The sequence below is a fragment of the Bradyrhizobium genosp. L genome, from assembly GCF_015624485.1.
Lineage (GTDB): Bacteria > Pseudomonadota > Alphaproteobacteria > Rhizobiales > Xanthobacteraceae > Bradyrhizobium.
This window is the reverse complement of the sequence record NZ_CP061378.1, coordinates 3,651,184-3,671,407: the sequence shown is the minus strand read 5'-3', so window position 1 is coordinate 3,671,407 and position 20,224 is coordinate 3,651,184. Positions and strand designations below refer to the sequence as shown.

The following is a 20,224-nucleotide window of genomic DNA, read 5'->3' as shown; positions in this document are numbered from 1 at the left end:
CTCTCAAGCCTGGGTCGGGATTGTAACGCGGATCAGACCGAAAGGATGCTAGCGCCGGAACGTCTTGATCTCGGATACGCTGCCGTCGCGATAGGTCAATTCGACCGACACCGATTTGGTCTGCGGCGCGAGCTTCAGATAGGGCTGCGCCTCGGACGGTATCGCGCTGGGATCACGCGGATCGCAGGCCGGCATCTTCAGCACCTTGTCCGGCACCGCGCTGTCGATGCCGATGCGGACCTCGCGGATCGCGCATCGATACGACATCAGATGCGTGTAATAGACCAAGAGGCCGTTGAATTCGCGGAACGATAGCCAGCTCGTGGCGGTCATGTCGAGGATCTTGCGTTGGTCGCGGATCAATGCGGCCTCGGGATCGAACTTGATCGGAAACGGGCCCTGCATCTCGCCCTGCGCATCGACATAACGAATCTCGATCGTGCTGGCGGGCGCGTCGGCGGGCAGCTCGATCGACGGATTGGGCATCCGCTTGCGGGTGCGCGGATCGAGCGTGTCGATGAATCCGGTCTCGCGGAAATCCCCGCTGTCGCCGACGCGCCAGGAGATGCCGAGCGTCGGATCGACGATCGAGAACACCACCGTCCAGCCGCCATTGTGACGCGAGAAGCTCGCGATCGGCGCGTTGACAGAATCCTCCTTCGGCAGCCGCGGCACCGCGACCGGCGGCAGCGCCGCCACCTGTTGCGGCGGCGCCGACGGTTTTGCGGCATCTGCCTGCCCCTTTGCCGCGCCATTCAGGAAGACGTCGTCGACCATCTGATCGAAATAGACCGGGATCTGCTTGTGCTTCACGGTCTCGGCCATCTCGCTGACCAGCCGCCGCGTGCGCTGCGCGACCTGCACGAGGTTTTCACCGGGCTGCAGCAGCTCCCTGGCAAAGGTCCGCGTGAACACCGAATTGGGATTGGCGTCGTCATTCGAGAGCCGGTCGAGCGCGGTCTGGCGCGGTCCAGCCGAAAACACCGAGAACACGCCCTCGGGCAGCTGCGTCATCGGCGCGAGCCCGCCTCCGCCGGCGACCGCACGGGTGCCGGCGCGCTCGAACGGATTGTTGCGGCAGGCGTCGAACACCAGGATCGAGGTCCGCACCTTCTTGTTCTGCAGCCGCTCGACGATGCGGTCGGCCAGCACGGAGGCGTCGCGCACCAGCTCCTCCTGGCCCTCGGTCGCCGCCGGCACATCGGTCGGCAGCAGGAAATTCTGGCCGGCGATCTCAAAGCCGTGGCCGGCATAGAAGAAGAACGCGGTGTCGCCCGGCTGGACCGCGCGGTCGAAGGCGAGCAGCGCCTCGGAGAAGGCCTGGCGGTTCAGGTTCTCGGCCACCATGACATCGAAGCCGAGCTGCTTCAGCGTGTCGCCCATGGTGCGGGCGTCGTTGACCGCTTTCTGCAGCTTCGGCACGTTCCTGTAGTCATTGTTGCCGATCACGAGCGCGACGCGCTTTTCGGCATGGGCGGGCACGACCCATGCAAGCAGCGCCAGGATGATGCCCATCAGCGCCGTCAGTCCGGAAAACCGTCTCGTCATCCAACTATCCGCCTGCATTTCAAGATCAGTCGGCCGCCGAACGGCGGCATTCTCAATGCAGTGTACGAATAGATCGAGGCGGTTCAACGATCATGCCTGATCGACGCAATCATCACGTCACGTCGTCATGAACGCGGCGCGGGCCAGGTCGACGCCAGTTGGCACATCGCCGGCGTCGGCGACTATGACGGCAACGGCCGCAGCGATATCCTCTGGCACAACGACAACGGCGCGGTGTCCGTGTGGGACAGTGGCAACATGCAGGCCGCCCATATCGTCGCCACCGACGTCGATTCGAGCTGGCACATCGTCTGAGCATCGAGCGGGCGGCCACGCCGTGCAGGAACGGCCGCCCGCTACCCTTGAATCCTGTGCAGGATCGACATCTGCGGGCGCAGAGGGCCGGAGGTAACGTTTCCTTTTCCGATCTGCATGATAGGTTTGTCCGGACAGGCGGATCTGGTCCCGCGCGTCGCAAGGGCTTTCCGTGTACACATGGTCCACCGAGCAGGTCGCTCCCCGAGAGCGTTTCGACCACTGGCGTGAGGTGCGCGCCAAGGGATTGTTCGGCGTGACCGCGGAGCTCGAGCCGGCGCAGCGTGGCGATTTCTTCGGCGAGTTCTCGCTGCGCAAGCTCGGCAATGCCGGACTGATCGAACTGCGCGCCTCGCCGTACCGGGTCGAGCGCCGTGCCGGCGACATCGCAGACGCGCGCAGCGACAGCCTGTGCATCTACCAGCAGCTTGGCGGCGGCGGCTGGTTCGGGGGCGTGCGGCTCGAGGACTTCTCGGTTCACAATGGCATGTTCGCCACCAGCTATGCCGACCTGCCCTATCGCACTGCGCCGCTCGGCCGCGATGGATTCAACCTGCGCATCCTCAAGGTGCCAGCCACCGATCTCCCCCATGCGCGCGCCGGATTGGAGCAGCTTGTCCCGAGGCCGGTGCAGGACCGGTCCATGCTGCGGCCACTGCTGGAATCCTGCTTCCGCGACCTCGTCGAGAGCAGCGATGCGACCGCGACGGCGGTGACGGGCCCGTTGGTGCAGGCCCTCGCGCATATCGCCCTGATCGAGCGCGGCGTGATGGTGCCGGCAGGCCGGCTCGCGCAGCAGGCGCTGCGGACCGGACGTCTGTCGCTGGCGCGCCGCCTGCTGGTACGGCATCTCGCGAAGACAACGCTGTCGCCGACCCTGATCGCAGACATGCTCGGCATTTCGGTCCGCCATCTCCACGTGCTGTTCGAGACCACGGAAATGAGCTTCTCGCAGACCGTCGCCGCGCTGCGGCTCGAGCGCAGCCGCCGCCTGCTGCGCGAACGGCCGGAGCGGTCGGTCGCCGATGTCGCCTTTGCCTGCGGCTTCGAGAGCCTCGCGACGTTCTATCGGCTGTTCAATGCGTCTGAGTCGATGACGCCGGGCGATTATCGGGCACGGCCGGCCTGAGTGCATCGAGATCATCCAATGCCAGGAATGCAATGCCGGGAATCGGCAGGCTGCGCACTTGCGGGTTGCTAAAGCGCGGCCACGCCCGTAAGCCGGGTTCGTGGCGGCAGGCGTGCTGCCGCGCCGCGCCCTTGGAATCCCGATGTCGAAGAAGATGATCAAGCCCGGACCCGACCTGCTGATGCAGGTCGACCGGGCCTTTCTCGACTACGGCTATAGTGGGCTATCGATGGTGGTGCTGGCACGGGCCTGCGGCTTCACGCAGCGCGCGCTGTATTATTATTTCAGCAACAAGGAAGACGCCTTCCGCGCGGTGATCAGCTTTCGCCATGTCGACGACGTCGAGCTTGCTTTGCAGGCCGGCCGGTCCGTGCGGGCGAATGGCGGCAGCGCGCTCGACATCTTCGCGAAGATCCTCGACGTCCGCTACGGCGAGACGCGGCGACGGCTGACGCGCTCGCCGCACACCGTCGAACTCAACGCCGAAGCCTTCAAGCGCTGCCGCGACCTGATGATCAAGTCGGCGGTGTCGTTCCAGGCCGATCTGGAGAAGCTGGTCATCGACCTTCAGGCCGGTCGGTTTTTGAGGCTGAACGGCGCCTTCACGCCGGCGCAGATCGCACAGGCGCTCGCCGACGGCGGACGCGCCGTCAATCAGGCGCTGCCGCCGATCGCCCGTGACGACTTCTCCGGCCGCTATCGCCAGATGTGCGCGATGGTGCTGTACGGCTGCGCCGTGATGCCGAAGCGGAAATAGCCGGCGGCGTCCGAGCGTCATCCTCACCCAAAAATTTCTTTTGAAAACCGACCTACACGGCCCGGGGCGGAGCCATGCCCGGACGTCCGGCCGCAATTTTCCTGTTTCACATTTTACAATATTATGTGAAATACACGCATTGCTCTCACAAGGCTTTTCAGGGTACCGCGAATGATTGGGATGGGGTCACGGGCCGACTGGACACGCCGCCACGCGTACCGGCGGAGGTTCAGCCGAAACGATCAGCGTGCGCGCAACGAGAAGACGCCCGGCCACGGCTCGGCCAAAACTGCACTGGCGACAACGACATGCAGGGGCAGACTCATGGCGAGGATCGGCGGCAGGCAGGACACAGGGCGCAGCGCATGGCCCGACTCGGAGGCTCGGCCCATCCCTCCCAGTTGCAGGAAGGTGGTGCGCCATGCGCGGTGAAGTCGATCTCGACCATCGTCAGGGATCCGGCAGCGTCGCCTCGGCTACGGCGCCTGCGAGCTTCGATCTGCACGTCAGCCGGGATCAGACGCCTGCGCTTGCACCCGGGGGCATGCCGGCCGCGCCGAGCCGTCGCGGCTGGGCACCGTTGCTCGAGGCCTGCACCGCCGACCTCAAGGAAGCGATGCAGACAGGCAGTGCGGCGAGCGTTCCGCCGCTGGTCAAGGCGGTGGCGGAGTTCGCGCTGCTCGAGCGCGGCGCAATCAGGCCAGGCAGCCGGCGCGCCCAGCAGGCGCTTCGCATCGGCCGGCTCAGCCTGGCGCGGCGCTTGGTCACGCGCCATTTGCCGGAGCCGGCGCTGTCACCGACGATGATCGCCGAGCTGCTCGGTGTATCCGTCCGCTATTTGCATGTGCTGTTTGAGACGACCGGCAAGAGCTTCTCGCACACCGTCACCGACCAGCGCCTGGCCGAGAGCCGCCGGCTGCTCGCCGCGACACCGCCGCGGCCGATTGCCGAGATCGCCTTCGCCTGCGGGTTCGGCAGCTTGGCGACCTTCTACCGGATCTTCACCGCGTCCGAAGGCTCGACGCCAGGCGAGTTCAGGGCCCGCAGCAGCGACGCTGAGTGTTGAGTCATTTGACCGGAAAATGACGAAAAGGCCCTTATTTGTGCGAAAACATTAAGCTTTTTCGGCTAACCGGCGGGGTCAGCGATTGACTTTGCCGGTTGCGACCCTATGTTGCGAGGCAACGCGGCCTCGGATCGAAACGCGATTCGTCAGGTTTGCCGCCCGTCAGCGTCCTTTGGCAGCCCCCGAGCTTTTTTGAGAAGCGAGCCGTTTCGGGGCCGAACGCGACAGCCTTTTACTTTCGATTCCGAACGGCGGTATCGACCAGAGGCTCAATGTCCTTTTCCAATCTAGGCCTGTCCGACAAGGTTCTCGCCGCAGTTGCGGCCACAGGTTACACCTCCCCCACCCCGATCCAGGAACAGGCGATCCCGCACGTTCTCGCCCGCCGCGACGTCCTCGGCATCGCCCAGACCGGCACCGGCAAGACCGCCGCCTTCGTTCTCCCGATGCTCACCATCCTAGAAAAGGGCCGCGCCCGGGCACGGATGCCGCGCACCCTGATCCTCGAGCCGACCCGTGAGCTCGCCGCCCAGGTCAAGGAACAATTCGACAAATATGGCGCAGGTCAGAAGCTCAACGTTGCGCTGCTGATCGGCGGCGTCTCGTTCGGCGACCAGGACTCCAAGCTGATGCGGGGCGTCGACGTCCTGATCGCAACGCCCGGCCGCCTGCTCGACCATACCGAACGCGGCGGGTTGCTGCTGACCGGCGTCGAGCTGCTGGTGATCGACGAAGCCGATCGCATGCTCGACATGGGTTTCATCCCCGATATCGAACGCATCTGCAAACTCGTCCCCTTCACGCGGCAGACCCTGTTCTTCACGGCGACGATGCCGCCGGAAATCAGCCGCATCACCGAGGCCTTCTTGCATAATCCTGCGCGGATCGAGGTCTCCAAGCCCGCGACGACAGCCGTCACCGTGACGCAACTGCAGGTCCCGTCCGGTCGCGAGGCCCATGACAAGCGCGAGATCCTGCGCCGCCTGTTGCGCGACGCCAAGGATCTCAACAACGCGATCATCTTCTGCAACCGCAAGCGCGAAGTCGCCGTGCTGCACAAATCGCTGCAGAAGCACGGCTTCAGCGTCGGCGCGCTTCATGGCGACATGGATCAGTCGGCCCGCACCGCCGCGCTCGATCAGTTCCGCAAGGGCGAGATTCCGCTGCTGGTGGCCTCCGACGTCGCGGCCCGCGGCCTCGATATCCCCGCCGTCAGCCACGTCTTCAATTTCGACGTCCCGCATCATCCCGACGACTATGTGCACCGGATCGGCCGCACCGGCCGCGCCGGGCGCACCGGCACCGCGATCTCCATCGTCACGTCGCTCGACAACAAGTCGATGGTCGCGATCGAGAAGCTGATCGGCCAACAGATCCCGCGCGCCGAAGGCGATTATGCCGCACACAGCGAAGCCTCCGATGATGGCGAGGCGCCGCGCCGTTCGCGTAGCCGCGACGGATCGCGCGAAGGCGCCCGCGGCGGTCGCAAGCCGCGGCGTGAACGCGAGCCGCGTCACGGCGAACGCGAGCCGCGTCACGAGAAGGAGCCGCGGCAAGAGCGGGAGCCGCGCCAGGAACGCGAACCGCAGCGCGAACCGCGCCACGCCCGCAACAGTGCCCCGCAGGCCCCCGCCTCGCACGTGCCGTCGATCGGACGTGCGGAGCCACGGCGGCAGCAGCGCGAGGTCGATCACGAGCCGGCCGATCATTCGCATCTGCCCGCCTTCCTGCTGCGACCGGTGCGCGCACGCGCGTAAGGCTTAGAGCTCCGGGCAACCCTTTGGGCTCTGGGCAAGCTTTGGCCTGACGAGTTTCAGGCGACGTCCGGTGCCGCTAAGATCGGCTCTTTCCGCCGGCCATCGAAGCGCGCTTTCTGGCGCGTTTGATGTGAGTGAACGCCGAATTGTCCGAACAATGTACGCCAGGCGAAAGCCTGTGTCGTGCTGCACGCCGGCACCCCCGCGACCGGCTTCCCGTACTTTTACTGTTTACCTTGCCTTCATTCTCGTCCCGTACCCTTGCGCCGATAATTTAGTCATTACTGCCGGGCATCAACCGGTACTTGCTGCGCATTGGGGACGTAACAGTGGTCAAACTGCTGGACGAACACGAACGTACATTGGCCTTCGCGGAAGTCGCGCTTGGCCAGATCCGCTCGCTTCGCCAGACCGCCGTCCCCCGCAACTATGAAATCTGGTACGTCTACGCGACCGGATACAACGCGCCGCTCAACAAGATCATCAACGAGACGCTGGCGCGCAGCGGCAAGCTCACCGAAGCCGATCTCGAGCAGATCTACGAGACCTATCTTTCGCACATCAAGACATCCGACCGGATCGACAAGGTCGGCGCCCGCGTCATCGGAGAGATCGACGCCGTGATGCGGCTGATCACCGACGCACTCGGCGTGTCAGCGAATTATGACGCGAGCCTGGTCGGCGCCAGCGACAAGCTGGCGACCGCGACGAGCCGCGATCAGATCAAGGCCATCGTCGAGAGCCTGGCGAAATCGACCCGCGAAATGCGCGAGACCAACCAGGCGCTGGAGAACCGGCTGGCGCTGTCGAAATCCGAGATCAGCGATCTCCAGCACAGCCTCGAGGCGATCCGCGCCGAGAGCCTGACCGATCCGCTCACCGGCCTCGGCAACCGCAAATATTTCGACCGCTCGATCGACATGGCGGTGCAGACCGCGCTCGCCTCCGGCGAACCGCTATCGCTGTTGATGTTCGACATCGACCATTTCAAGTCGTTCAACGATTCCTACGGCCACCTCACCGGCGACCAGGTGCTGCGGCTGGTGGCGCAGTCGCTGAAGCAGACCATCAAGGGCCAGGACATCACGGCGCGCTATGGCGGCGAGGAATTCGCGGTGGTGCTGCCCAACACCGCACTGCGCCAGGCGCTGACGGTCGCCGACCATATCCGCCGCGCGGTGATGGCCAAGGAATTGAAGAAGAAGTCGACCGGCGAAATCCTCGGCCGCGTCACGATCTCGGTCGGCGTCTCCATGCTGAAGCAAGGCGACGACACGGATTCGCTGATCGAACGCGCCGACGCCTGCCTCTACGCCGCCAAACGCGCCGGCCGCAACCGCGTGATCTGCGAAGCCGATCCCGAATACAACGCCGAGACGCAGACCCGTGTGGCGTGAGCTCACGGCAGATCTGTAGGGTGGGCAAAGGCGCGTGGCGCCGTGCCCACCATTCTAGCGCGATCGGACATGGTGGGCACGCTTCGCTTTGCCCACCCTACGGTTCTTCTTCGCGGCAGGCTTCTTGGCCTTGCTCACCGCCTTCACCGGCGCCTTCGCCTTCCGCGGCCGCTTGCGCAACGCCGCGCGCTGGGCGGCGCCAAGCGCCGAGCGCGCCCACACTGCAAGCTCCTCGGTGTCGTCGAACAGCCGCGCCGGCAGTTGCCAGTACGAATTGACCGTCACCGTCTTCGAGCTTGTCTGATACTGGAACGGCTTCGAACCCTCCGCCTCGAATTGCGGAATGGTCTGGTCGTCGGCGCGGAAGTAGAGCCCGGCGCGCAGCGCGAGCGCGAAATTGGTGCCGTCGGCTGAGATGCCGTAGCCGGAAAACATCCGGCGCAGGGTTACCGGGCCAAAATCGGCGAACAGGTCGGTCAGGAATTCGCGGTCCATCTGTCCACCGTCGTCCCGGCGAAGGCCGGGACCCATACGCCGAGACCTATCGATGAGGCAAGATGGGTGACGACCCGGTCAATAATCAACAGTGGTGGTTATGGTCCCGGACTCCGCCGGGACGACAGCAATTAGACCGTCGCCGGCTTGAGCTGCACTGACTCGCCGCAGCCGCAGGCGGAGATCTGGTTCGGGTTGTTGAACACGAACTGGGCCTGCATCTTGTCGGCCTTGTAGTCCATCTCGGTGCCGAGCAAGAACAGCACGGCCTTGGGATCGACCAGGATCTTGACGCCCTTGTCCTCGACCACTTCGTCGGTCGGGCGGATCTCGTGGGCATATTCGACGGTATAGGACTGGCCGGCGCAGCCGCCGTTCTTGATGCCGACGCGCAGGCCGACGATTTCGGAGTCGGCGCGCTGGGTCAGCTCGGAGATGCGCTCGGCCGCGGCATCGGTCAGTTTCATGACCTGCGGGCGCGGTCGCTTCGGCTTGGCGGGCATTGGTGAAGCGTGTGTCATGTCAGTCATGTGGTCCGTCCCAGCAGCAAATCAATTGCCGATCTTTCCCGAAGCCTAGATCCCGTTCCCTAACACATCACCACATATTGAGGACGAGGCGTGCCTCGTCCGACATCCGGTCCGGCGACCAGGCCGGATCCCAGACCAGATTGACGCTGACGACGCCGACGCCGGGAACGCTGGCGACCGCGTTCTCCACCATGGTCGGCAGCTCGCCCGCGGCCGGGCAGTTCGGCGTGGTCAGGGTCATCAGGATGTCGACGGCGCGGTCGTCCTTGAGGTCGACCTTGTAGATCAGGCCGAGCTCGTAGATGTCGGCCGGAATCTCCGGATCGAACACCGTCTTCAGCGCCGCGACGATCTCGCCGCTCAGGCGCTCGGTTTCCTCAGGCGGCAGCGCCGAGGTGGTCTCGACGGTGGCTGCCTTCATTTCGGCTGTATCGGTCATGCGAACAATTCCCGCGCCTTGATCAGCGCCTGCGCCAGATGGTCGACTTCTTCCTTGGTATTATACATCCCGAACGAGGCACGGCAGGTGGCCGTGACGTTGAACCGCTCTAAAAGCGGCATCACGCAATGGGTGCCAGCGCGCACCGCGATGCCCTGGCGGTCGATCACGGTGGCGACGTCGTGGGGATGCGCGCCCTTCATCTCGAAGGAGATCACCGGGCCCTTGTTGCGAGCGGTGCCGATCAGCCGCAGCGAGTTGATCTCGCGTAGCCGCTCCTGCGCATAGCTGAGCAAATCGTGCTCATGCGCCGCGATTCGCTCCTTGCCGATCGAATTGACGTAGTCGATCGCAGCACCGAGCCCGATCGCCTCGACGATCGGCGGAGTGCCGGCTTCGAACTTGTGCGGCGGATCGCCGTAGGTGACCCAGTCCTTGGCAACCTCGCGGATCATCTCGCCGCCGCCGTTGAACGGCCGCATCGCGACGAGATGCTCGTGCTTGGCATAGAGCGCACCGATCCCTGTCGGCCCGTACACCTTGTGGCCGGTGAAGGCATAGAAATCGCAATCGAGGTCCTGCACGTCGATCGGCAAGTGCACCGCGCCCTGCGCGCCGTCGACCAGCACGGGAATGCCGCGGGCGTGCGCGATCCGGATCACCTCCCTGACCGGCACCAGGGTGCCCAGCGCGTTCGACATCTGGGTGATCGCGACGATCTTGGTTCTGGGCGTCAGGAGTTTTTCGAACTCCTCGATCAGGAAGTTGCCCTCGTCGTCGACGGGTGCCCATTTGATCACCGCGCCTTGGCGTTCGCGCAGGAAATGCCACGGCACGATGTTGGAGTGGTGCTCCATGATCGAGAGGACGATCTCGTCGCCCTCCCCAATGTTGGGCGCACCCCATGACGACGCCACCAGGTTGATCGCCTCGGTGACGTTGCGGGTGAAGACGATCTCTTCATTGCGGCGGGCGTTGATGAATTTCGCCACTTTGCCGCGCGCGCCTTCGTAAGCTTCGGTCGCGGCGTTGGCGAGGTAATGCAGGCCGCGATGCACGTTGGCGTATTCGCTCTTGTAGGCTTCCGTCATGCGGTCGAGCACCGCATTGGGCTTTTGCGCCGACGCAGCGTTGTCGAGATAGACCAGCGGCTTGCCATAGACCTGCATGGCCAGCGCCGGGAAATCCTGCCGCACGCGCGCGACGTCGTAGGCACCGTTGGAGACAGCCGGGTGCGTGCTCATGCCCTTGCCTCCAGCCAGCGCCGCGCGGTCGCGATCGCGACCTCGCGCAGATCGTCGCTGGCAATGGTTTCGATCGCCTCGCCGACGAAGGCCTGGATCAGAAGCGCCTGCGCCTCCTTCTCCGGCAGACCGCGAGCGCGCATATAGAACAGCAGGCTCTCGTCGAGCGCGCCGGTGGTCGCGCCATGGCCGCACGTGACGTCGTCCGCGAAAATCTCGAGCTCCGGCTTGTTGTCGGCTTCGGCATCGTCAGACAGCAGCAGCGCTCGTGTCATCATCTTGGCGTCGGTCTTCTGCGCGTCGGGACGGACGATGATGCGGCCCTGGAACACGGAATGAGCGCGATCGTCGACCACCGCACGGAACAGCTCACGGCTGGCGCAGTTCGGTACCGCGTGATCCATGAACAACGTGGTGTCGGCGTGCTGCTTGCCGTTGATCAGATTGACGCCGTTGGTCTCGACCTTGGAATGCTCGCCGGCGCACGCCACCGTGAGCTGGTAGCGGCTGACATGGCCGCCCGTGGTCATCCCGAAGGTGTTGAAATGCGCATGCGCGCCGAGCGTGATGGTTGCGGACGAGATGTTGAAGGCGTCGATCGCGTCCTCGACCAGCCTGACGTGGTCGAGCCGCGCATTGTCGCCGATCGCCACCACCAGCCCGTCATGCGCCTGGTAGGCCTTGGCCCCCTCGGCGGCGAGATAGCTCTCTACCAGCGTCGCGCCGGTGTCGCGGCCGAGCCGTAGCAGCGAGCGGGTAAACATCGCAACAGGTGTTGCGCTTGCGGCAACATGAACGACGTGCAGCGGTCTGCTCAGTACCGTGCCGTTGCCGACCTCGATGACGACACCGTCGGTCGCCATCGCACCGTTCAGCGCGATCATCGGATTGGTGGTGTCGGAGGCGAAGGCCTGCACAGACAGCGCGCCATCGCCGGCATCCAGCACCTCGCGCAGCGGGCGGATCGTCAGCCCCTTGTCGAGGTTGTCGAGATCGGAGAGATCGGGCGCGAGCATGCCGTCGACCAGCACCAGAAGGCGCACGCCCGCGATTGCATGCGCCTTGACGGCGGCAGCAGCACGCTTGAGCGCGGCGGCATCCGGCGCCGGTGCGAGCGGCAGGACCTCGCGCATCAGCGCGCGGAGATCGGTGTATTTCCAGTCCTCGATCCGGCGATGCGGCAACCCTGCGCGCTCATAGGCATCGAAAGCCTGGCGCCGCTCGTCGGCGATCTTGCCCTTGCCCGGCAGACGGTCGCGCGCGACGGCGAAAGCTTCGCCCAGCGCACGTCCGGTCTCGGTCTTTGCAACAACGTTCATTTCAAAACTCGCAAACCTCAGGCGGCGTCCTCGAACTGCGCATAGCCGGACTCTTCCAGTTCCAGCGCCAGTTCCTTGCCGCCGCTCTTCACGACCCTGCCCTTCGACATCACGTGCACGACGTCGGGCACGATGTAATTGAGCAGCCGCTGATAGTGGGTGATCACGACCATCGCGCGCTCCGGCGAGCGCAGCGCGTTGACGCCGTCGGCCGCGATCCTGAGCGCGTCGATGTCGAGGCCGGAATCCATTTCGTCGAGGATGCAGACCGCCGGCTCGAACAGCGCCATCTGCAGGATCTCGTTGCGCTTCTTCTCGCCGCCGGAGAAACCGACATTGACGCCGCGCTTGAGCATGTCCTGCGGGATGTTGAGCGATTTGGCGACCTCGCGGACCTTCTTGAGGAAGGCCGGCGACGATATCTCGTCCTCGCCGCGCGCCTTGCGCTGCGCGTTGAGCGCCGCGTGCAGGAAGTTCCAGGTGGTGACGCCGGGAATCTCGACCGGATACTGGAACGCCAGGAACACGCCCTTGGCGGCGCGATCGTTAGGCGCCATCTCCAGCAGGTCTTCGCCCTTGAACAGGATCTGGCCGCCGGTCACTTCATAGCCGGGCTTGCCGGCGATGACGTGGGAGAGCGTCGACTTGCCGGAGCCGTTCGGCCCCATGATCGCATGCACCTCGCCCGGGTTCACCGTCAGCGACAGCCCGTGGAGGATCTCACGCTCCTCGACACGAACCTGCAGATCTTTCACTTCAAGCAGAGACATCATTTTCATCCTGAGATCATCCCGAGGCGCGTCAGCCGCGTCCTGTAACGGGATGGATTAGCCGACCGAACCTTCGAGGCTGATCGAGATCAACTTCTGCGCTTCCACCGCGAACTCCATCGGCAGTTGCTGCAGCACGTCCTTGACGAAGCCGTTGACGACCAGGCCGACAGCTTCCTCTTGGCTGAGCCCGCGCTGGATGCAGTAGAACAGCACATCCTCGGAGATCTTCGACGTCGTCGCCTCGTGCTCGAACGTCGCCGACGAGTTCTTGGCCTCTACATAGGGCACGGTGTGCGCGCCGCATTTGTCGCCGATCAAAAGCGAGTCGCAGGCGGTGTAGTTGCGCGCGCCGGTCGCCTTGCGATGGGCGCTGACCAGGCCGCGATAGGTGTTCTGCGACTTGCCGGCGGCGATGCCCTTGGAGATGATGCGGCTCGACGTGTTCTTGCCGAGATGGATCATCTTAGTGCCGCTATCGACCTGCTGGAAGCCGTTCGAGATCGCGATCGAATAGAACTCGCCGCTCGAATTATCGCCACGCAGGATGCAGCTCGGATATTTCCAGGTGATCGCCGAACCGGTCTCGACCTGGGTCCAGGAGATTTTGGAATTCCTGCCGCGGCAGTCGCCACGCTTGGTGACGAAATTGTAGATGCCGCCCTTGCCCTCGGAATTGCCGGGGTACCAGTTCTGCACCGTCGAATACTTGATCTCGGCGTCGTCGAGCGTGACCAGCTCGACCACTGCGGCATGCAGCTGGTTCTCGTCGCGCTGCGGCGCGGTGCAGCCCTCGAGGTAGGACACATAGGAGCCCTTGTCGGCGATGATCAACGTGCGCTCGAACTGGCCGGTGTTGCGCTCGTTGATGCGGAAATAGGTCGACAGCTCCATCGGGCAGCGCACGCCCGGTGGCACGTAGACGAACGAGCCGTCGGAGAACACAGCCGAGTTCAGCGTCGCGAAATAATTGTCCGAGGTCGGCACCACCGTGCCGAGATATTTCCGCACCAGCTCAGGATGCTCGCGGATCGCCTCCGAGATCGGCATGAAGATCACGCCGGCAGCCTTCAATTCCTTCTGGAAGGTGGTCGCCACCGAAACCGAGTCGAACACAGCATCGACCGCGATCTTGCGGCTCGGCGACGGCGCGCCGCCGGGGGCCGGCTCGACGCCTTCCAGGATCGCGACCTCGCGCAGGGGAATGCCAAGCTTCTCGTAGGTCTTGAGGATTTCCGGATCAATCTCGTCGATCGACGACAGCTTCTTCTTCGCCTTCGGCGCCGCGTAGTAATAGAGGTCCTGATAGTCGATCTTCGGATAGTCGACGCGCGCCCAGGTCGGCTCGGTCATGGTCAGCCAGCGGCGGAACGCCTCCAGGCGCCACTCCAGCATCCAGGCCGGCTCGTCCTTCTTTGCGGAGATGAAGCGGACGGTGTCTTCCGACAGCCCCTTGGGAGCTTTGTCGGATTCGATCAACGTCTCGAACCCATACCGATACTGGTCGACGTCGATGCGCCGGACGCGCTCGACCGTCTCTTGTACTGCAGGCATCCATATCCTCCGCTCGCGGTTTCAAGGACCGCGGTGGATCTCAAAGTTCCGAAAGTCTCTTTACGATGCTTCGGGGACGAAATCACTCACTTAGAACTGTTCAAGCTGTGTTTCGTCGCACTCCTTTAACTAGGGTATCGGCGAGCTTTCGCCAAGCCTTCAGGGCCAAATCGACGTCTGTTGCCGTGGTAGACCAGCCAAGACTAAGCCGCACCGCTCCCTGCGCCAGCTCGGAGCGGTACCCCATTGCCTCCAAAACATGCGATGGCTGGACCTTGCCCGACGAGCAGGCGGAACCCGAGGACACCGCCACCCCTGCCAAATCGAACGCGATCACCGCGGTCTCGGCCTTCATCCCGGGCGCCGTGAACAGCACGGTATTCGGCAGACGTTTGACCTCGTCGGAGAACACCAAAAGCTCTGGCGTCTGGCGCAATCCATGCTCCAGGCGGTCCCGGAGCTCCCGTACCCGCGCGGCATCGGCCTTCAACCCGGTCATCGCCGCCTTGGTGGCCGCGCCGAACCCAGCAATGCCCCCGACGTCTTCGGTGCCGGCCCGCCGCCCGAGCTCCTGACCGCCGCCGCGCAGCAATGGCTCGAGCCCCTCGACGCCCTCGGCCAGCACCAGCGCGCCGACCCCCTTGGGGCCGCCGATCTTGTGCGCCGACAGCGTCACGAGATCGGCCTGCGTCGAGGCCAGATCGAACGGGATCTTGCCGAAGGCCTGGATGGCATCGACATGCAGCAGTCCGCCCGCGGCATGGACGATCTCGGCAACATCAGCCACCGGCTGGATCGCCCCGGTCTCGTTGTTGGCCAACATCACCGACACCAGCGTCGGCGGGCCGTCGGCGAGATGCGCGCGCAAATCATCGAGATCGACGATCCCACCACGTGTGACCCGGATCGTCCTGGTCGCATCAGCGGCAAAACGTCCGCCGGCCAGCACGGAGGCATGCTCGATCGCCGAGACGAGGAGCCGCATCGCCGGCGCGCCGGCGCCGCGCCGCAAGCCGGGCGTCAGCGCCAGCGCATTGGCCTCGGTACCGCCGGATGCGAATACGGTGTCCTGCGCCCGGCCGCCGACCGCCTTGGCGACGGCGGCGCGGGCGTCCTCGACCAGCCGCCGCGCCTTGCGACCCTCTCTATGCACCGACGACGGGTTGCCGCTGAGCTCCCACGCGGCAGCCATCGCCGCCTTCGCCTCGGGACGAAGCGGCGTGGTGGCATTCCAGTCGAGATAGACGCGCTCGAACATGCCTACGATATTACCTCTTGAGCGAAACCCGTGATTCGCATTGCGGTTTGGGGCCGGCCCTACACGCCTTATGGCAGGTGGCGATCGCAACGTCCCGCGCAATCACGCCTCTCGCGCGCGAAGGCTGCGTTCCAATGCTCAAGATGCTTGCTTTTTGCCCCTTGCCTCATGCTAGAAGCGGGCCTCAAAAGTTCACGAATGCGTCGTCTGTGCCGGCGCCAGCGACGCCAATCACCCTTTCGAGTGAGGCGCTTTATCTGCCGAGCGCGATGAAGTCAGCCCATGATCGATTGATGCCAACGGATCAATCGAGGGATCAAGCAAGAGATCACAATGCCTGAAGTCATTTTCACCGGCCCTGCTGGCCGCCTCGAGGGCCGTTACCATCCGGCCAAGCAGAAGAACGCGCCGATCGCGATGATCCTGCACCCGCATCCGCAGTTCCACGGCACGATGAATCACCAGATCGTCTACCAGTGCTACTACGCCTTCGCGCATCGCGGCTTCTCGGTGCTGCGCTTCAATTTCCGCGGCGTCGGCCGCAGCCAGGGCTCGTTCGACCACGGCACCGGCGAGTTGTCGGACGCTGCCAGCGCGCTCGACTGGGCGCAAGCGATCAATCCGGAGGCGCGCGCGTGCTGGGTCGCGGGCTTCTCGTTCGGCGCCTGGATCGGCATGCAGCTTCTGATGCGCCGCCCCGAGGTCGAGGGCTTCATCTCGATCGCGCCGCCCGCCAATCTCTATGACTTCTCGTTCCTCGCGCCCTGCCCGTCCTCGGGCCTGATCGTGCATGGCGACAAGGATGCCGTGGTGCCGCCCAAGGACGTCAACACGCTGGTCGAGAAGCTGAAGACCCAGAAGGGCATCGTGATCGACCAGCAGGTCATCCCCGGAGCCAACCACTTCTTCGACGGCAAGCTCGAGCCGCTGATGGAAACGGTCACCGGCTATCTCGACATGCGGCTTGCCAACGTGCGGTGACGCCGCGTTCCGCCTATTCCGGCGCGAACTTCAGCGCGGCGATCCCGATCAGCACCAGCGCGATCCCCGTGACCTTCATCGAGTTCAAGGCTTCGTTGAACAGCAGCACGCCCAAGGTCAGCGTGCCGGCCGCGCCGATCCCGGTTCACACCGTATGGGCGACGCCGACGCCGAGCACCTGCAGCGCGCGTCCGAGCAGGAGGACAAAGGCGACGAGCAGCACGAGCGAAACCAGGCTCCAGCCGAACCGCGTATAGCCTTCGGCATATTTCATCGAGATAGCCCAGCCGCCATCGAGCAGGCCGGCGACGACGAGCGCGATCCAGGCGAGCGAATGCGACATGATCGGTTACGCCGCGAGCTTCAGCATATGCGCCTGGTGTCTGACCAGGAACGCGTGCAACAACGCCGGATAATCCGACGACACCGCGCCGCGGACGCTTTCCCGCTGCGCCAGCGCGCCGCGCCATGCGCGAACTTTTGGCGTATCGGTGAACACGCGAAGATCGGTCAGCTGGTCGAACAGGTCGAAATAGCGGAACACCGGCGCGAACACCGCATCCACCAGGCTGAACTTCTCCCCGGCGAAGAACGGCCCTGCCCCGAGCGCCGCCTCGACGCGGGCGAATTTTGCGGCGACCGCCTGCCGCTTGCTTTCGAAGGTCGCGGCATCGGTTGACGTCTCGACCCCCCACAGATCGCCTAATATCGCCGAGCCGAATTCCATCCAGCCGCGATGCTGGGCGCGGACGAGCGCGTCCTGCGGATGCAGCTTGGAGCCGTCTTGCGTCTCCTCGATGTACTCGCAGATCACGTTGCTCTCGAACAGCGCGACTTCACGTCCGTCATCACGGGTCACGACCAGCACGGGCACCTTGCCGAGCGGCGAGAGTTTGAGAAACCAGTCCGGCTTGTTGGCGAGATCGATGTCGATCCGCTCGAACGCAACGCCCTTCTCGGCGAGCGCGATCACCGCGCGCTGCACATAGGGACAGAGCTTGTGGCTGATCAGTTTTAGGCCGGCCATGACGAACCCTCGCGTTCAATGCATCTGCATCTAACTAAATGCAATCGCATGGAACTGTCAAGGTAGATGCATTTGCATCTAAATCACGGCCGCGCGATGATGCCCCCGGTCATCGGGATCGGCACGCCGGTGGTGGCGGGATAGCTCAGCGGCAAGCCTTTCAGGCCGCGCGCGGCAAGGAAGCCGAAGGCCTGCGCCTCGATCCCGTCGGCGGCCCAGCCGAGCGCCTCGGCGGCCTCGACGCTTGCCGGCGCCAGCCGCTCGCGCAGCATCCGCAGCATCGTCAGGTTGGAGGCGCCGCCGCCGGAGACGATCCAGCTCTTCGGCACCTTCGGCAGCAGCGGCACCACGCGGGCGATCGCCGCCGCAGTGAAGGCGGTCAGCGTCGCAGCACCATCGGCAGGCTGCACGGCGCCGAGCTTGAGGCTGGCGAAATCGTTGCGGTCGAGCGATTTCGGCGGCGGCAGCGCGAAGAACGGCAGCCGCAAGGCCTGCGCGATCCAGGCCTCGTCCGGCCGGCCCTGCGCCGCAAAACGGCCGGCGTTGTCGAACGGCTGGTGCATCTCGCGGTACATGAAGTCGTCGAGCAGCGCGTTGCCTGGCCCGGTATCGCAGGCGATCAGCGTGTCTAACCCGTCGATATAGGTGATGTTGGAGACGCCGCCGATATTGACCACGACGATCGGGCCTTCGCGGTTGAGCGATTGCGCCAGCGCGCGGTGATAGACCGGCACGAACGGCGCGCCTTGCCCGCCGGCTTCGACATCGGCGGCGCGGAAGTCGTGCATCACGGGGATATGGATCGCCCTGGCGAGCGCTGCGGCATCGCCGATCTGCACGGTCAGCCGGCGCTCGGGCCGGTGCAGCACGGTCTGACCGTGGAACCCGACGATGTCGACATCCTGGGCTGTGATCCGGTGCTGCGCCGTGAAGGCCGCGACCGCCTCGGCATGGGCGATGGTGACGGCCTGCTCGGCCTGCCGCAAAATGCCCGGCCGGGCGTCGCGCTGCGGCAGATGCACGGCTTCGCTCAGCGCCTGCCGCAGCAGGCTGCGTTCGCCGTCGCTGTAGCGCCGATAGCCGAGCGGCCCGAAGGACTTGATCTGGCGGCCGTCGGTCTCGATCAAGGCGACGTCGACCCCGTCGAGCGAGGTGCCACTCATGAGTCCAAGTGCCGTCAACATCATGGGTGGTCGCGCTCCGGCCGGAACCGCCGGCTTGTCTCAAACAAGTACATCCTATAATGCCACAGCGCGTCAGGCTGCGGCAGCCTCACTGCCAAGGTTCCGCAAATTGATGCAAAAACCGTAAAACAAGAATGATCTCGGTCGCAGACAAATGACGGCATTTAAATCGGATTTCCTGAACACTTTACAGGAACGCGGCTTCATCCATCAATGCTCGGATTTCGAGGGGCTGGACGCGCTTGCCGCGAAGGGCGAAGCGACCGCCTATGTCGGCTATGACTGCACCGCGCCGTCGCTGCACATCGGCAACTTCCTCTCGATGATGATGCTGTACTGGCTGCAGCAGAGCGGCAACAAGCCGATCACCTTGATGGGCGGTGGCACCACCATGGTCGGCGATCCCTCCGGCAAGGACGAGACCCGCGCGATCCGCACCGTCGCGGAGATCGAAGCCAACAAGGCCTCGATCCGCGGCGTGTTTGCGAAAGTGCTGCGCTATGGCGACGGCCATGCCGACGCGATCATGCTCGACAATGCGGAGTGGCTGACGAAGCTGAACTGGATCGAGATGCTGCGCGACATCGGCCGGCATTTCTCGGTCAACCGCATGCTGACGATGGATTCGGTGCGGCTCCGGCTCGAGCGCGAGCAGGAGATGAGCTTCATCGAGTTCAACTACATGGTCTGCCAGGCCTACGATTTCGTCGAGCTGTCGCGCCGCACCGGCTGCCGCTTGCAGATGGGCGGATCCGACCAATGGGGCAACATCGTCAACGGCGTCGATCTCGGCCGCCGCATGGGCACGCCGCAACTGTTCGCGCTGACCACGCCGCTGCTGACCACCGCCTCCGGCGACAAGATGGGCAAGACCGCCAAGGGCGCGGTGTGGCTCAATGCCGACCAGTTCTCGCCGTACGACTTCTGGCAATACTGGCGCAATGTCGAGGACGCCGACGTCGTCAAGTTCCTCAAGCTCTTCACCATCCTGCCAACGAGCGAGATCAACAAGCTTGCGGCGCTCGGTGGCAGCGAGATCAACGAGGCCAAGAAGGTGCTGGCGACCGAGGCCACCGCCCTGCTCCACGGCCGTGACGCGGCCAACGAGGCTGCCGAAACCGCGCGCCGCACTTTCGAGGAAGGCGCGCTGGCCGAGACCTTGCCGACAGTGGAAATTCCGCGCGGCGAATTTGACGCCGGCCTCGGCGTGCTCGCTGCCTTCGTCAAGGCCGAGCTCGTCGCCTCGAACGGCGAAGCGCGCCGGCAGATCAAGGGCGGCGGCCTGCGCGTCAACGACGCCGCCGTCACCGACGAGAAGATGTTGTTGACGAACGCCAGCCTCACGCCGGAAGGCGTGGTGAAACTGTCGCTCGGCAAGAAGCGGCACGTTTTGCTCAAGCCTGCATAGGCGCATTCGCATTTATCGGTTGTGGGGAGTCACGAAAGCGCGCTCC

The 20,224-nt window shown here is 64.6% G+C and carries 20 protein-coding genes; 8 read left to right on the top strand and 12 right to left on the bottom strand.

Annotation, left to right across the window (positions count from 1 at the left end; translation table 11 throughout):
- Positions 1–48: 48 nt before the first annotated feature.
- On the bottom strand, positions 49–1,515 hold the full coding sequence (locus IC762_RS17030) for a caspase family protein (protein WP_433995914.1): 1,467 nt from the start codon (positions 1,513–1,515) through the stop codon (positions 49–51).
- 105 nt (positions 1,516–1,620) lie between these two features.
- On the opposite strand from IC762_RS17030, the gene IC762_RS35790 reads away from it, so the two are divergent.
- The 6 genes from IC762_RS35790 (at position 1,621) to IC762_RS17005 (ending at position 7,969) form a co-directional block, all read left to right on the top strand.
- Positions 1,621–1,863 carry a hypothetical protein gene (locus tag IC762_RS35790; RefSeq protein WP_433995913.1) on the top strand — a complete coding sequence of 81 codons (243 nt, stop codon included), beginning with the start codon at positions 1,621–1,623 and terminating at the stop codon, positions 1,861–1,863.
- A gap of 172 nt (positions 1,864–2,035) precedes the next feature.
- Positions 2,036–2,992, top strand: coding sequence for a helix-turn-helix domain-containing protein (locus IC762_RS17025; protein ID WP_195789914.1), 957 nt, complete (start codon positions 2,036–2,038; stop codon positions 2,990–2,992).
- Positions 2,993–3,134: 142 nt separating this feature from the next.
- Positions 3,135–3,749, top strand: a complete 615-nt coding sequence (locus IC762_RS17020; RefSeq protein ID WP_195789913.1) for a TetR/AcrR family transcriptional regulator — start codon at positions 3,135–3,137, stop codon at positions 3,747–3,749.
- 421 nt (positions 3,750–4,170) lie between these two features.
- Complete coding sequence (locus tag IC762_RS17015) at positions 4,171–4,815, top strand: helix-turn-helix transcriptional regulator (protein ID WP_195789912.1); 645 nt, start codon at positions 4,171–4,173, stop codon at positions 4,813–4,815.
- Positions 4,816–5,087: 272 nt separating this feature from the next.
- Positions 5,088–6,572: a DEAD/DEAH box helicase gene (locus IC762_RS17010; RefSeq protein ID WP_195789911.1), complete on the top strand. Its 1,485-nt coding sequence runs from the start codon at positions 5,088–5,090 to the stop codon at positions 6,570–6,572.
- A 329-nt stretch (positions 6,573–6,901) separates the two neighbouring features.
- The gene (locus tag IC762_RS17005) at positions 6,902–7,969 is read left to right on the top strand and encodes a GGDEF domain-containing protein (protein ID WP_195789910.1); all 1,068 of its coding nucleotides are present in this window, start codon (positions 6,902–6,904) and stop codon (positions 7,967–7,969) included.
- A 54-nt stretch (positions 7,970–8,023) separates the two neighbouring features.
- On the opposite strand, the gene IC762_RS17000 is transcribed toward IC762_RS17005, so the two are convergent.
- The 8 genes from IC762_RS17000 to IC762_RS16965 form a co-directional block, all read right to left on the bottom strand.
- A complete protein-coding gene (locus IC762_RS17000) occupies positions 8,024–8,464 on the bottom strand; it encodes a TfoX/Sxy family protein (protein ID WP_195789909.1) in 441 nt (146 codons plus the stop codon).
- A 131-nt stretch (positions 8,465–8,595) separates the two neighbouring features.
- Positions 8,596–8,994 carry a HesB/IscA family protein gene (locus tag IC762_RS16995; RefSeq protein ID WP_433995895.1) on the bottom strand — a complete coding sequence of 133 codons (399 nt, stop codon included), beginning with the start codon at positions 8,992–8,994 and terminating at the stop codon, positions 8,596–8,598.
- Between the two features lie 67 nt (positions 8,995–9,061).
- A complete protein-coding gene (locus tag IC762_RS16990; RefSeq protein ID WP_195789908.1) occupies positions 9,062–9,433 on the bottom strand; it encodes an SUF system Fe-S cluster assembly protein in 372 nt (123 codons plus the stop codon).
- Positions 9,430–10,677, bottom strand: coding sequence for a cysteine desulfurase (locus IC762_RS16985; RefSeq protein ID WP_195789907.1), 1,248 nt, complete (start codon positions 10,675–10,677; stop codon positions 9,430–9,432). Before IC762_RS16985 ends, IC762_RS16990 begins: the two co-directional genes overlap by 4 nt.
- Positions 10,674–11,996, bottom strand: a complete 1,323-nt coding sequence (gene sufD / locus IC762_RS16980) for a Fe-S cluster assembly protein SufD (RefSeq protein WP_195789906.1) — start codon at positions 11,994–11,996, stop codon at positions 10,674–10,676. Before sufD ends, IC762_RS16985 begins: the two co-directional genes overlap by 4 nt.
- Before the next feature lie 17 nt (positions 11,997–12,013).
- Positions 12,014–12,766, bottom strand: coding sequence for a Fe-S cluster assembly ATPase SufC (sufC, locus tag IC762_RS16975; protein ID WP_195789905.1), 753 nt, complete (start codon positions 12,764–12,766; stop codon positions 12,014–12,016).
- 57 nt (positions 12,767–12,823) lie between these two features.
- The gene (gene sufB / locus IC762_RS16970) at positions 12,824–14,320 is read right to left on the bottom strand and encodes a Fe-S cluster assembly protein SufB (RefSeq protein WP_195789904.1); all 1,497 of its coding nucleotides are present in this window, start codon (positions 14,318–14,320) and stop codon (positions 12,824–12,826) included.
- Positions 14,321–14,420: 100 nt separating this feature from the next.
- A complete protein-coding gene (locus tag IC762_RS16965) occupies positions 14,421–15,578 on the bottom strand; it encodes a cysteine desulfurase family protein (RefSeq protein ID WP_195789903.1) in 1,158 nt (385 codons plus the stop codon).
- 333 nt (positions 15,579–15,911) lie between these two features.
- Between IC762_RS16965 and IC762_RS16960 the strand changes: the two genes are divergently transcribed.
- The gene (locus IC762_RS16960) at positions 15,912–16,559 is read left to right on the top strand and encodes an alpha/beta hydrolase (protein ID WP_016843213.1); all 648 of its coding nucleotides are present in this window, start codon (positions 15,912–15,914) and stop codon (positions 16,557–16,559) included.
- A gap of 145 nt (positions 16,560–16,704) precedes the next feature.
- On the opposite strand, the gene IC762_RS35260 is transcribed toward IC762_RS16960, so the two are convergent.
- The 3 genes from IC762_RS35260 to IC762_RS16945 all read right to left on the bottom strand — a co-directional run bounded on the left by IC762_RS35260 (position 16,705) and on the right by IC762_RS16945 (position 18,773).
- Positions 16,705–16,902 (bottom strand): SMR family transporter, encoded by a 198-nt coding sequence (locus IC762_RS35260; RefSeq protein WP_246801596.1) that lies wholly within the window; start codon positions 16,900–16,902, stop codon positions 16,705–16,707.
- A gap of 6 nt (positions 16,903–16,908) precedes the next feature.
- Positions 16,909–17,586 (bottom strand): glutathione S-transferase family protein, encoded by a 678-nt coding sequence (locus IC762_RS16950; RefSeq protein WP_195789902.1) that lies wholly within the window; start codon positions 17,584–17,586, stop codon positions 16,909–16,911.
- 83 nt (positions 17,587–17,669) lie between these two features.
- A complete protein-coding gene (locus tag IC762_RS16945) occupies positions 17,670–18,773 on the bottom strand; it encodes an anhydro-N-acetylmuramic acid kinase (RefSeq protein WP_195789901.1) in 1,104 nt (367 codons plus the stop codon).
- Positions 18,774–18,924: 151 nt separating this feature from the next.
- On the opposite strand from IC762_RS16945, the gene tyrS reads away from it, so the two are divergent.
- Positions 18,925–20,178, top strand: coding sequence for a tyrosine--tRNA ligase (tyrS, locus tag IC762_RS16940; RefSeq protein ID WP_195789900.1), 1,254 nt, complete (start codon positions 18,925–18,927; stop codon positions 20,176–20,178).
- Positions 20,179–20,224 lie beyond the last annotated feature (46 nt).

Coding starts and splice junctions, on each gene's coding strand:
- IC762_RS17030 (WP_433995914.1), bottom strand. CDS start 1,515: ATGGGCATCATCCTGGCGCTGCTTGCATGGGTCGTGCCCGCCCATGCC.
- IC762_RS17020 (WP_195789913.1), top strand. CDS start 3,135: ATGTCGAAGAAGATGATCAAGCCCGGACCCGACCTGCTGATGCAGGTC.
- IC762_RS17015 (WP_195789912.1), top strand. CDS start 4,171: ATGCGCGGTGAAGTCGATCTCGACCATCGTCAGGGATCCGGCAGCGTC.
- IC762_RS17010 (WP_195789911.1), top strand. CDS start 5,088: ATGTCCTTTTCCAATCTAGGCCTGTCCGACAAGGTTCTCGCCGCAGTT.
- IC762_RS17000 (WP_195789909.1), bottom strand. CDS start 8,464: ATGGACCGCGAATTCCTGACCGACCTGTTCGCCGATTTTGGCCCGGTA.
- IC762_RS16995 (WP_433995895.1), bottom strand. CDS start 8,994: ATGACTGACATGACACACGCTTCACCAATGCCCGCCAAGCCGAAGCGA.
- IC762_RS16990 (WP_195789908.1), bottom strand. CDS start 9,433: ATGACCGATACAGCCGAAATGAAGGCAGCCACCGTCGAGACCACCTCG.
- IC762_RS16985 (WP_195789907.1), bottom strand. CDS start 10,677: ATGAGCACGCACCCGGCTGTCTCCAACGGTGCCTACGACGTCGCGCGC.
- sufD (WP_195789906.1), bottom strand. CDS start 11,996: ATGAACGTTGTTGCAAAGACCGAGACCGGACGTGCGCTGGGCGAAGCT.
- sufC (WP_195789905.1), bottom strand. CDS start 12,766: ATGTCTCTGCTTGAAGTGAAAGATCTGCAGGTTCGTGTCGAGGAGCGT.
- sufB (WP_195789904.1), bottom strand. CDS start 14,320: ATGCCTGCAGTACAAGAGACGGTCGAGCGCGTCCGGCGCATCGACGTC.
- IC762_RS16965 (WP_195789903.1), bottom strand. CDS start 15,578: ATGTTCGAGCGCGTCTATCTCGACTGGAATGCCACCACGCCGCTTCGT.
- IC762_RS16960 (WP_016843213.1), top strand. CDS start 15,912: ATGCCTGAAGTCATTTTCACCGGCCCTGCTGGCCGCCTCGAGGGCCGT.
- IC762_RS35260 (WP_246801596.1), bottom strand. CDS start 16,902: ATGTCGCATTCGCTCGCCTGGATCGCGCTCGTCGTCGCCGGCCTGCTC.
- IC762_RS16950 (WP_195789902.1), bottom strand. CDS start 17,586: ATGGCCGGCCTAAAACTGATCAGCCACAAGCTCTGTCCCTATGTGCAG.
- IC762_RS16945 (WP_195789901.1), bottom strand. CDS start 18,773: ATGATGTTGACGGCACTTGGACTCATGAGTGGCACCTCGCTCGACGGG.
- tyrS (WP_195789900.1), top strand. CDS start 18,925: ATGACGGCATTTAAATCGGATTTCCTGAACACTTTACAGGAACGCGGC.